Source organism: Streptomyces sp. bgisy130, from assembly GCF_057708345.1.
The window spans coordinates 62,540-75,602 of sequence record NZ_JBYISA010000016.1; the positions used below are offsets into that span (position 1 = coordinate 62,540).

The window sequence follows — 13,063 nt, forward strand, 5'->3', positions numbered from 1 at the left end:
TTCGGGCGGCGGCCCGGCCTCAGGCGGCCCGGCCTCAGGCCGCCCGGCCTCAGGCCGCCCGGCTCCGGAGCTTCGGTGGGCCCGGGCGCAGGGCGTTCTTCGGGTTGACCGTGCGGACGTCGAAGGCGCGGGCGGTGCAGTTCAGCCGGTGGAACATGTCATCGGCGCCGGTGACATGGAGGGTGCCCACGCCGAGGGCGGCCATCGAGGTCACCATGGCCGGCCAGTGGATCGCCCGGTCGAAGGTGTCCAGCAGCATGGTGCGCATCGCCTCGGCGGAGTCCACGACCGTGCCGTCGGCGTCCGAGATGACGGGGAGCCGGGGCGCCTTGATCCGGTACCGGGTGAAGACCTCGGCCTCCGCCTTGCGGCGCAGCGCGCCGAACGCACGGGAATGCACCGGCGGGCGCATGGTGTACATCGAGTACCCGCCGAGGTCCCGCACCGCACGGATGAAATCCTCCAGCCGCGATTCGGGCAGGGACACCATGTAGAACCCGCGGTCCAGCTCGCCGGAGATGTCGAACCAGTCGCCCCGTGCCCGCATTTCGTCCAGCAGGGCGTGGAACTCCTCGTCCGGGACGCGGTAAACGGCGTGTGTCACCACGTCCGAGTGCTCGGTGGTGAAGTATTCCTTCTCGCAGCGCGCCAGCTCCGCCGTCATCCGTACGGCATCGGGGAAATCGAGCGAACCGGCGTACACGGCCGCTGCCTTCTGTCCGAAGCTGGCTCCGGCACAGACGTCCGGCCGCATACCGAACCGGTCCTCGGCCCGGTCCGCGGCGGCGAGCGAAGCGATCAGAAACGCCAGCTGGGCGTACTCGGAGTAGTCGGCGCCGGCCTCGTGGAACCGTTCCAGTACGGAGAAGCCGAGCACCTCGTCGGCGACCGCGAGCCGGGCGCGGGCGTACGGGTCGAGCACCAGGAACCGGCCGGCGCTCGCGAAATCGAACCGGCCCATGCCGGGGAACAGCACGGCGGTCCGCGCCGCCCTACCGGAGTCCCGCTCGACGGCCGGCGCGATGGGGGAGTCCCCGGCTTGCGCTTCAGTCTGCCCCATGGTCAGGCACACACCTTTTTCAGCGCTTTGATATTGGTGACGGTTGCCTTGACCCATACCGCCACCCGGCCGAAATCACGCGCGGCCTCGGTTCGTGCCATGCCGTATTGATGGGCCACCTGGCGCATGGCCGCCGCGACATCACGGTCACGTACGTCCTTCGCCAGCTCGCGTAAATCCTTGCCCTTTTTCTCGTAGTCCTCGGCCTTCTTCGGATCCGGCACCAGATCGACGATCCGCAGTGCCTTCACACAGGCCGAAGCTTTGTCCTTGAGATCGGTCGCTTTATTGGAATGCCCCTTGTCCGTGCATCCCACGGTCAGCAGTACCAGTGCTAACGCGAGGACCCGGACGCGGGCCGCCCCCCTGGGCATATGAATCCTCCCCTTGTCTCGTGCTGCGGTCGTCAACACCGTTGCGGATGACCGCCGTAGCGGCTTCAGCGTATCCGGTCCGCTCCTCGCCTGTCACCGATGTGACGCCCCATCGGACATCGGCGCATGGCGCAAATTAGGGGGTTCGTGGGTACCGGATAGGGGTAGCCGGCGCGTGGATCCCGGCTCTAGCCTGAGAGCCGCAAGAGAAGTGGGATTGCGTGCGCTTCGTTCGTTCTCCGGCTCTGGTGCCCAGGGGCCGCCCATCTACCCGTTGCTGCCGTGAGCAGGGAAAATGGCCGCGCCATCACTGCTGAGCGGTACGGCCGTGGGGTTGCCGGCGGGCCCGGAGCGTGCGGGAGCAGCGGCCAGTATTTCGCCACCCGGCCTTCCGTGCGATCCGTATCCACGCGCGGAACTTCTCCGCTTCACACCCGTACACCGGGTAATTCACCGCGACCCTGACCGGGACCGCCGGTATCAACCCCTGATCAGCCCTCATCGCCCCACCCTTATCTCAGGGTTGCGCGATATCCCTTAGGGGACGGCTAGGGGTTGGAGTACCCACCGGCGATTCCGTAGCGTGGCCCGCAGTGAGTCGAAGGGGGATCTGTCGAGCTTGGAATTCTTGGGAAGCCGACTGCTCGGCCTCAATGCGCGCCCTCATCAGGGCGAATGATGCGGCGCCCGGCGCGGCAGGGTCTGCCGCCGCCGTGTGCGCCGTACCGGTGTCGTGGCGTTCGGTGTCTTTCGGTGTCATCGACGTAAAGGTCCTCCGACCGATTCAGTGGAGTGGAATACGGTGGCGAACAACGAGGGAAAGCTGCTCGAGTACCTCAAGCGGACAACGGCTGAGCTTCGGGATACCCGGGCACGGTTGACCGAAACCGAGCGGAAAGAGTCCGAGCCGATCGCCATCGTAGGAATGGCGTGCCGCTATCCGGGTGGGGTGTCCTCGCCGGAGGAACTGTGGGACGCGGTGTCCGCCGGGACCGACGGCGTCTCGGAGTTCCCCGTCGACCGCGGCTGGGACGTGGACTCGCTGTACCACCCCGACCCCGAGCACCTCGGCACCTCGTACACCCGGGAGGGCGGATTCCTCCACGGGGCGGCGGAATTCGACCCCGGGTTCTTCGGCATCTCCCCGCACGAGGCGGTGGCCATGGACCCCCAGCAGCGGCTGCTGCTGGAGGTGTCCTGGGAAGCCATCGAACGTGCCGGCATCGACCCGACCTCGCTGCGGGGCAGCAAGACCGGCGTGTTCACCGGCGTGATGTACCACGACTACGGCTCCGGCGTCTCCGGTGTCGCCGAGGACATCGCGGCGTTCCAGGGCAACGGCGCCGACTCCAGCGTCGTCTCGGGCCGGGTGGCCTACCTCTTCGGCCTGGAGGGCCAGGCGGTGACGGTGGACACCGCCTGCTCCTCCTCGCTGGTGGCGCTGCACTGGGCGATTCAGGCCCTGCGGGCCGGCGAGTGCAGCATGGCGCTGGCCGGCGGGGTGACCGTGATGTTCACCCCGGAGACCTTCATCGACTTCTCGCGGCAGCGCGGTCTCGCGGCGGACGGCCGCTGCAAGTCGTTCGCGGCGGCCGCGGACGGTACCGGCTGGGGCGAGGGCGCCGGTGTGCTGCTGGTGGAGCGGCTGTCCGACGCCCGCCGCAACGGGCATCCCATCCTCGCCGTGGTGCGGGGCTCCGCGGTCAACCAGGACGGCGCGAGCAGCGGACTGACCGCGCCGAACGGCCCCGCGCAGCAGCGGGTGATCCGGCAGGCGCTGGCCAACGCCCGGCTGTCCACGGGCGATGTGGACGCGGTGGAGGCCCACGGCACCGGCACGAAGCTGGGTGACCCGATCGAGGCCCAGGCACTGCTGGCCACGTACGGACAGGACCGGCCGGAGGAACAGCCGCTCTACCTGGGCTCGATCAAGTCGAACCTCGGGCACACCCAGGCCGCCGCCGGGGTGGCCGGGGTGATGAAGATGGTGCTCGCCATGCGGCACGGGGTGCTGCCGCAGACCCTGCACGTGGATGAGCCCTCGCCGCATGTGGACTGGTCGGCCGGCTCGGTGGAGCTGCTCACCCGGGCACGCGAGTGGCCGGATTCGGGCCACCCCCGCCGGGCGGGCGTGTCCTCCTTCGGGATCAGCGGCACCAACGCGCATGTCGTCCTGGAGCAGGCACCGGAGCCGGAGCCGGAGCCGGAGCAGGACGCCGGGCAGCCGACGGACCCGGAGGACGTACCGGCCACCGCGGCATCCGGCACCGGGATCGTCCCCTGGGTGCTGTCCGCACGGTCCCGGGAGGCACTGGCCGCCCAGGCCGGGCGCCTGGCGTCCCACGTGGCGGCCCGTCCCGAGCTGGACCCGGTCGACATCGGCTTCTCGCTGGTGACCACGCGCGCCGGACTGGACTACCGCGCGGCGGTCACCGGCACCGGCCGGGAAGAACTGCTCGCCGGAATCCGGGCGCTGGCCGAGGACACCGCACAGCCGCGGGCCGTGAGCGAGGGACGGCTCGCCGCGCTGTTCACCGGCCAGGGCGCACAGCGGCCGGGCATGGGCCGCGAACTCCACGCGGCGTACCCGGTGTTCGCACGGGCCTGGGACGAGGTGTGCGCGGAGTTCGACGGTCTGCTGCCGCGCCCGCTGACCGAGGTCGTCTGGGCCGCGCCCGGCAGCGGCAAGGAGGAACTCCTCCACCAGACGCAGTACGCGCAGCCGGCACTGTTCGCGCTGGAGGTCGCCCTCTTCCGGCTCGTCGAGTCCTACGGCGTGGCCCCCGACGTGCTGCTGGGCCACTCCATCGGTGAGGTCACCGCGGCCCATCTCGCGGGTGTCTGGTCGCCGGCGGACGCGGCGAAGCTGGTCGCGGCTCGCGGGCGGCTGATGCAGGCCCTGCCGAGCGGCGGCGTGATGGTGTCGGCGGCGGCCGCCGAGGACGAGGTGCGCGCGCTCCTGGAGGGCCGCGAGCAGATCGGTATCGCAGCGGTGAACGGCCCGGCATCGGTGGTGTTCTCCGGTGCCGCGGAGCCGGTGGAGCAGGTGGTCGCGGTACTGGAGGCGCGCGGCCGGAAGGTGAAGGGGCTGCGGGTGAGTCATGCCTTCCACTCGCCGCTCATGGAGCCGATGCTGGCGGAGTTCCGCACGGTCGTCGGGCAACTCACCTACGCCGAGCCCCGGTTGCCGGTGGTGTCCAATGTGACCGGCCGGCTCGCCGACCCCGCCGAACTCCGCGACCCGGAGTACTGGGTCCGCCACGTCCGGGAAGCCGTCCGTTTCCACGACGGCATCCAGGCCGCCCACGCCGACGGCGTCACCACCTTCCTCGAACTCGGCCCCGGCGGCGTGCTCTCCGCCATGGGACGCGACTGCCTGCCCGAGGACGACACCGTCACCTTCCAGCCGAGCCTGCGGACACCGCTCACCGAACCCGGGGCACTGCTCAAGGCGCTGACCGGGCTCTGGACCCGGGGCGTCCGCGTGGACTGGTCCGCCCTGCTGCCCGGGGGACGGCGGGTGGACCTGCCGACCTACGCCTTCCAGCACGGCCGTTACTGGCTGGAGGGCGCCGCCGGAGGCGCCGATGTGACCTCCGCCGGGCTCGGGGCGGGAAACCATCCGCTGCTCGGCGCGGTGCTGCCGCTGCCCGGCTCCGACGGCTTCCTGCTGACCGGCCGGCTGTCCCTCGCCACCCACCCCTGGCTGGCCGACCATGTCGTCCTGGGCACCGCCGTGCTGCCGGGCTCCGCCCTCGTCGAGCTGGCCGTCCAGGCCGGTGACCAGGCCGGCTGCACGCTGATCGAGGAACTGACCACGTTCGACCCGCTGGTCCTGCCCGCCCACGGCGGAGTGCGGATCCAGCTCACCGTGGACGCGCCGGACGACAACGGCCGACGGCAACTCTCGGTGTTCTCGAAGCCCGAGGACGCCGAGGACACCCGGCCCTGGACCCGGCACGCCACCGGTGTCCTCGCCGCCGGGGGCACCGCGTCCGCGCCCGTCTTCCCGGAGACCTCCTGGCCCCCGGCCGCCGCCGAACCCCTCCTGGTGGAGGGGCTCTACGACGAGCTGGCGGCGACCGGCTTCGGCTACGGGCCGGTCTTCCAGGGCGTCCGCGCGGCCTGGCGGCGCGGCGAGGACCTGTACGCCGAGGTCGCCCTCCCCGACGAACCGGCCGCCCAGGCGGACACCTACGGGCTGCACCCCGCCCTGCTGGAAGCCGTGCTCCAGACCCTGGGCCGGGCCGAGGCCGCCGCCGACGGCCCCCGGCTGCCCGCCTCGTGGACCGGCTTCCGGCTGCACGCCGTCGGCGCCACCACCCTGCGGGTCAAGATCTCCCCGGCCGGTGCGGACGGCTTCTCCGTAGTGGCCGCCGACGCGGACAACGCCGTCGTCGCCTCCGTGGACCGGGTCACCCGCCGCGCCGTGACCGCCGACGTACTCGCCACCGACGCGGACACCCCGGACTCGCTGTACCGGCTGGACTGGGCACCCGTCCCGGTCACCGAACGCACCGGCGGCTCCTGGGCGGTACTGGGCGACGACCCCGCCCTCGCCGCCGCCCTGGGCGCCGCTGTCCTCGACCCGGACGACACCGACGCCCCGGTACCGGACACCGTGGTGCTGCCGGTAATCGGAGCCACCCCCGGCGCCGTGCCCGATGCCGTACGGGAAGCCACCCATCAGCTGCTGGCCCGCCTCCAGTGGTGGCTGGCCGAGGAGCGGTTCGCCGGCACCCGGCTCGTGGTGCTCACCCGCGGCGCGGTCTCGGTCGCCGAGGAACCCGTCGATCTGGTGACGGCCCCGGCCTGGGGCCTGGTGCACTCCGCGCAGTCGGAGAATCCCGACCGGCTCGTCCTCGTCGACATCGACGACGACACCCGTTCCCTGGACGCGCTGCCTGCCGTGGCCGACGCCGGTGAACCGGAGCTGGCGATCCGCGGCGGTCGCGTCTCGGCACCCCGCCTCGCCCAACTGCCCGCCCCCGAGCGGGAACCCGAGCCGGTGTGGACCGCGGACGGCACCGTGCTGGTCACCGGCGGCACCGGCAGCCTGGGCGCGATCACCGCCCGCCATCTCGTGGCCGACCTCGGCGTCCGGCATCTGCTGCTGACCAGCCGGCGCGGCCTGGCCGCCGAAGGCGCCGCGGAACTGCGCGACGAGCTGGCCGCACTCGGCGCCCGGGTGACCATCGCCGCCTGTGACACCGCGGACCGGGAGGCGCTGGCCGCCCTGCTGGCCACGGTCCCGGCGGACGCCCCGCTGACGGGCGTCGTGCACACCGCGGGCGTCCTGGACGACGGCGTCCTCGCCTCGCTGAACCCGGAGCGCATGGACAAGGTGCTGCGCCCCAAGGTCGACGCCGCCTGGAACCTGCACGAGCTGACCCGCGACCTCGACCTGTCCGCGTTCATCCTGTTCTCCGCCGCGTGCAGCGTCTTCGACGCCCCCGGTCAGGCGAACTACGTGGCGGCCAACGCCTTCCTCGACGCCCTGGCCGAACACCGCCACGGCCTCGGCCTGCCGTGTGTCTCGCTGGCCTGGGGCCTGTGGGCGCAGGACGGCGGCGGAATGGCCGGCGGCCTCGGCGAGAACGACCTGCGGCGCATGGCCCGTAAGGGAATCGTGGCGCAGACCCCCGACGAGGGCATGCGGATGTTCGACGGCGCCGTCCGCTCCGGCGCACCGCTGGTCGTACCGGTGCGCCTGGACATCAACGTCCTCGCCGTCACCGGTGACTTCCCGCCGATGCTGCACGGCCTGGTGCCGTTCCGCCGGCGCACCGCCGCGGCGGCCGGGGCCGGCACCGGCGACTCCCTGCGGGAGCGGCTGGCCGGACTGCCGCAGGCCGACCAGGACCGGGCCCTGCTGGACCTGGTCACCGCCCAGATCGCCCTGGTCCTCGGATACGCCGGTGGCGGCGCGGTGGAGACCTCCCGCGCCTTCCGGGACCTCGGCTTCGACTCCCTGACCGCGGTCGAACTGCGCAACCGCCTGGACACCGCGACCGGTCTGAGCCTGTCCGCGACCCTGGTCTTCGACTACCCCACCCCCGTCGCCCTCGTCCGGCACCTGCGGGAACAGCTGCTCGGCGGCACCTCGGCCGCGCCCGTCGCCGTGCAATCCACCGCGCCGGCGGCCGACGACGACCCCATCGTCATCGTCGGAATGGGCTGCCGGTTCCCCGGCCAGGTGGCCTCCCCCGACGACCTGTGGCACCTGCTGGTCTCCGGCGGCGACGCCATCAGCGACTTCCCGGAGAACCGCGGCTGGGACGTCGAGGGCATCTACGACCCGGACCCCGGCCGCAGCGGAAAGACCTACACCCGCGAAGGCGGATTCCTCTACGACGTCGCCGATTTCGACGCGGGCTTCTTCGAGATCAACCCGCGCGAGGCGCTGGCCACCGACCCCCAGCAGCGGATCCTGCTGGAGACCGTCTGGGAGACCTTCGAGAACGCCGGTATCGACCCGACCACCCTGCGCGGCAGCAAAACCGGCGTGTTCGCCGGCGTGAGCTACCACGACTACGCCCCGCCGAGCGGCCAGATCCCCGAGGACCTCGAAGGCTATGTCGGGACCGGCAGCGCGGGCAGCGTCCTCTCCGGCCGGGTCTCCTACACCTTCGGCTTCGAAGGCCCCGCCGTGACCGTCGACACGGCCTGCTCCTCCTCACTGGTCGCCCTGCACTGGGCCATCCAGGCGCTGCGCACCGGGGAATGCACCCTGGCGCTGGCCGGCGGCGTCTCGGTGATGTCCACCCCGGACACCTTCGTCGACTTCTCCCGGCAGCGCGGCCTGTCCGCGGACGGCCGCTGCAAGGCCTTCGCCGCCGCGGCGGACGGCACCGGCTGGGGCGAGGGCGTCGGCATGGTCCTGGTCGAGCGCCTGTCGGACGCCCGGCGCAACGGCCATACCGTCCTGGCGGTGGTCCGGGGCACAGCGGTGAACCAGGACGGTGCCTCCAACGGCCTCACCGCACCGAACGGCCCCTCGCAGCAGCGCGTCATCGAACAGGCCCTGGCCAACGCCGGGGTGACTGTCCATCAGGTCGACGCGGTGGAGGCCCACGGCACCGGCACCACCCTCGGCGACCCCATCGAAGCCCAGGCGCTGATAGCGACGTACGGCCGGGAGCGGATGGCTGACCGGCCGCTGTGGCTGGGTTCGGTCAAGTCCAACATCGGGCACACCCAGGCCGCCGCCGGGGTGGCCGGGGTGATGAAGATGGTGCTGGCCATGCGGCACGGTGTGTTGCCGAAGACCCTGCACGTCGATGAGCCCACCCCGCACGTCGACTGGTCCGCCGGCACCGTCGAGCTGCTGACCGAACTCCGCCAGTGGCCGAAGACCGGTGAACCCTGGCGAGCCGGTGTGTCGTCGTTCGGCATCAGCGGCACGAACGCGCATGTGGTGCTGGAGCAGGCCCCGGTGACTGAGCCGGCGGCCGTGGAACCGGCCGGCGGTGTGCCTTCCGGGGCGGTGCCGTGGGTGCTGTCGGCGCGTTCGGAGCAGGCGCTGGTGGCGCAGGCGGACCGGCTGGCGTCCTTTGTGGCGGAGCGCCCGGAGATGTCTGCGGCCGAGGTCGGGTTCTCGCTGCTGGCTTCGCGGGCGGAGCTGGAGCACCGGGCCGTGGTGGTCGGCACCGAGCGGGACCAGCTGCTGAGCGGCCTGCGTGGCCTTGCCGGTGGGTTTGCCGGTGGTGGCCTGGAGGGTGCCCCCGGTGTGGTGCACGGCAGTGTGGCGGCCACGGCGGCTTCCGGTGCGGTGCTGGTGTTCCCTGGTCAGGGTTCGCAGTGGCTGGGGATGGCGGACGAACTGATGGCCGCTTCCCCGGTGTTCGCGGGGCGGATGGCTGAGTGTGGTGTGGCGCTGTCGGAGTTTGTGTCCTGGGATCTGATGGCGGTGCTGTCGGACGAGGACGCGTTGGCGCGGGTTGATGTGGTGCAGCCGGTGCTGTGGGCGGTGATGGTGTCGTTGGCTGCGGTCTGGGAGGACTGTGGCGTGGTGCCCGCTGCCGTGGTCGGCCACTCTCAGGGTGAGATCGCTGCGGCCTGCGTCGCTGGCATTCTGTCGTTGCGTGATGGTGCCCGCGTGGTGGCATTGCGCAGCCAGGCCATCGGCCGTGTCCTGGCCGGTCGCGGCGGCATGGTCTCGGTCGCCGGCTCCCGCGAGTCCGTTCAGGAGCGCATCGCCAGGTGGGGTGAGCAGCTGTCCGTGGCCGCCCTCAACGGGCCGTCCGCCACGGTGGTTTCGGGTGACCCCGATGCCTTGCAGGAGCTGCTGGCCGAGTGTGCCGAGCAGGAGGTGCGGGCCCGGACGATTCCGGTGGACTACGCCTCGCACGGCGCCCAGGTCGAGTTGTTGCGCGAGGAGCTGGCGACGGTTCTTGCCGAAGTCCGCCCTGGTCAGGGCCGGATCCCGTTCTACTCGGCGGTGAGTGCGTCGGTGGTCTCGGGCGAGGAGCTGGATGCCTCCTACTGGTTCGAGAACCTGCGCAACACCGTACGGTTCGAGGAAGCCGTCCGGGCGCTGGTCGCCGACGGGCACGGCGTCTTCGTGGAGTGCAGCGCGCACCCCGTCCTCACCCCTGGAATCGAGGACACGGCACAGGAGTCCGGCAACCCCGTCGTGGTGACGGGGACCCTGCGCCGAGACGAAGGCGGCTGGTCCCGGTTCGCGCAATCGCTGGGCCGGCTCTGGGCGCACGGCGTCCCGGTGGACTGGAGCACCCTGCTCCCCACCGGCCGGCGGATCGGCCTGCCCACCTACGCCTTCCAGCGACAGCGCTACTGGCTGGAGACCTCGTCCGGCGCCGGGGATGTGTCCTCGGTGGGGCTGGGCGCGGCCGACCATCCGCTGCTCGGTGCCGCGGTGGCGCTGCCGGACTCGGACGGCTTCCTGTTCACGGGGCGGCTGTCGCTGTCCACGCACCGCTGGCTGGCCGATCACCGGGTGCTGGACACGGTGCTGGTGCCGGGCACCGGACTGGTCGAACTGGCCATCCGTGCCGGGGACCAGGTGGGTTGCGACCTGCTGGAGGAGCTCACTCTGGAGAGCCCGCTGGTCATCGCGCCGACCGGTGGGGTGCAGCTGCGGGTCACCGTCGGTGAGCCCGACGAGAACGGGCGCCGCAGCCTCGCGGTGTTCTCCCGCGACGAGGACGCGGCGGCCGACCAGTCGTGGACCCGGCATGCCACCGGTGTGCTGGCCGTCGGCACCGGCGCGCCGGCCGCTCGCGGCGAGGAGTCCTGGCCGCCGGCCGGTGCGGAAGCCGTCCCGGTGGACGGGTTCTACGGGGAACTCGCCGAGGCGGGCTACGAGTACGGCCCGGTGTTCCAGGGGCTGCGGGCGGCGTGGCGGCGCGGGGAGGACATCTTCGCGGAGGTCGCCCTGCCCGAGGAAGCCGTCGGAGAGGCGGGCCGGTTTGGTCTGCACCCGGCACTCCTCGACGCGGTGCTGCACACCGTGGGCCTGGGCGAAGCCCACGGCGACGAGGGGCCGGGGCTGCCGTTCGCCTGGACCGGGGTCCAGCTGCACGCGGTGGGCGCCACCGCACTGCGCGCCAGGCTGAGCAAGGCCGGTGAGAGCGGTGTGCGGGTCGAGGTGAGCGACGCCACCGGGGCCCCCGTGGCGACCGTCGAGTCGCTGGTCATGCGTGAGGTCGCGGCCGACCAGCTGCGGGCCGCCGGCAGTGGCCGGGACGCGGTCTTCCGGCTCGACTGGACGGAGCTGCCCAGCCGCTCCGGACGGGTCATCGAGACGTCCATGGCCGTGGTCGGGCCCGCCGCCGACGAGTTCGCGGGTGCCCTGCGGGCTGCCGGAATCGAGGCCGGCACCGCGGCGGATCTGGCGGTGCTCGGCAAGCAGGACACGGTGCCGGAGTATGTGCTGCTGCCGGTCCCGGCGGCCGGTCCCGGTGCGGTGCCGGACGCCGTGCGCTCGGCGGTGCACCAGGTGCTGGGGACGGTGCAGACCTGGCTGGCCGAGAGCCGGTTCGCCGACGCGAAGCTGGTGGTCCTCACCCAGGGCGCGGTCGCCGTGTCCGGTGAGACGGGCCCGGATCTCGCGCTCGCTCCCGTCTGGGGGCTGGTGCGGTCGGCGCAGTCCGAGAACCCGGGCCGGATCGTGCTCGCCGACGTCGATGACGAGGTGGCGTCGCTGCGGGCGCTGCCCGGGCTGCTGGGCGAGGCGGAACCGCAACTGGCGGTGCGTGGCGGGGGCGCTGCCGTGCCCCGGCTGGCCCGGTTCGGGCCGGTGGACGCCGACCGGGAACCCGTATGGGCCGGTCACGGCACGGTGCTGATCACCGGTGGCGCCGGCATGCTGGCCGGTCTGATCGCCCGGCACCTGGTCGCCGAGCACGGTGCGAAGCGGCTGATGCTGGCCGGCCGCCGGGGCCTGGCAGCCGACGGAGCCCCGCGCCTCCAAGAGGAGCTGACCGCGCTCGGTGCCCACGTGGAGGTGGTCGCCTGTGACGCGGCCGACCGGGACGCGCTCGGCGCACTGCTCGCCGGGATCCCGGCGGACGCGCCGCTGACAGGTGTGGTGCACACCGCCGGTGTTCTGGACGACGGACTGATCAGCGCGCTGACCCCGGAGCGGATCGAGACCGTACTGCGGCCCAAGGTCGACGCGGCCTGGAATCTGCATGAACTCACCAAGGACCTGGACCTGTCGGCGTTTGTGCTGTTCTCCTCGGCCTCCGGGGTGCTCGGCGCGCCCGGCCAGGCCAACTACGCGGCGGCGAGCACCTTCCTCGACGCGCTGGCCGAGGACCGGCACGCCCACGGCCTCCCCGCGCTGTCACTGGCCTGGGGGCTCTGGTCGGAGCGCAGCGACCTCACCAGGAAGCTCACCGACACCGATCTGCGGCGGATGAACCGGGAGGGGCTGCCGCCGATGTCCTCGGAGGAGGGCGTGGCGCTGTTCGACGTCGTGGGCGCCGCCGGAACTCCGGTGGTGATCCCCGTGGCGCTGGACGCCAGGAAGGCCGCGGCGGCCGGGGAGGTGCCCGCGATCTTGCGCGGCCTCGTCCGCGCCCCCGTGCGCCGTACGGTGAGTGCCGGGACCGCCTCGGCGAAGTCCCTGCGCGACCGGCTGGCGGAGGTGCCGGCCGCCGAACGCGCCGCCATGGTCCTGGAGTTGGTGCGCCACCACACGGCCATGGTGCTGGGGCACTCCGGTGCCGACATGGTCAGCGCGGATCAGAGCTTCAGCGAGCTGGGCTTCGATTCACTGACCGCGGTGGAACTGCGCAACGGCCTCCATACGGAGACCGGGCTGCGGCTGCCGGCCACGTTGGTGTTCGACTTCCCGACCTCCACGGCGCTGGCGAACCACCTTCTCGCCGGGCTCGTCGATGACGAACCCGATGCGGTCGCCACTGCGCTGGCGACCCTCACCAAGCTGGAAAACGCTCTGCTGACGCTGGAAACGGAAAGCCGTGAACGAACGACCATCACGAAACGCCTCGAGCGGGCCTTGAGCAGGTATCGCGACGGCGGCTCGGCAACGGATCAACGCGAGACCCACAGCGATATCCGGGATGCCTCCGCCGATGAACTACTGGACTTCTTCGACCAGGAGTTCGGAAAGTCCTGACCGCGATTCTGTCCAACACTT

General features: G+C 72.0%; 3 protein-coding genes. 1 reads left to right on the plus strand and 2 read right to left on the minus strand.

Annotation, left to right across the window (positions count from 1 at the left end):
• Window positions 1–49 precede the first annotated feature (49 nt).
• Window positions 50–1,060, minus strand: coding sequence for an ACP S-malonyltransferase (locus AC3EUV_RS21620; RefSeq protein ID WP_435603633.1), 1,011 nt, complete (start codon window positions 1,058–1,060; stop codon window positions 50–52).
• 2 nt (window positions 1,061–1,062) lie between these two features.
• On the minus strand, window positions 1,063–1,434 hold the full coding sequence (locus AC3EUV_RS21625; RefSeq protein ID WP_432145772.1) for a hypothetical protein: 372 nt from the start codon (window positions 1,432–1,434) through the stop codon (window positions 1,063–1,065).
• 802 nt (window positions 1,435–2,236) lie between these two features.
• Here AC3EUV_RS21625 and AC3EUV_RS21630 point away from each other — a divergent pair.
• Window positions 2,237–13,042 carry an SDR family NAD(P)-dependent oxidoreductase gene (locus AC3EUV_RS21630; RefSeq protein WP_435603634.1) on the plus strand — a complete coding sequence of 3,602 codons (10,806 nt, stop codon included), beginning with the start codon at window positions 2,237–2,239 and terminating at the stop codon, window positions 13,040–13,042.
• Window positions 13,043–13,063 lie beyond the last annotated feature (21 nt).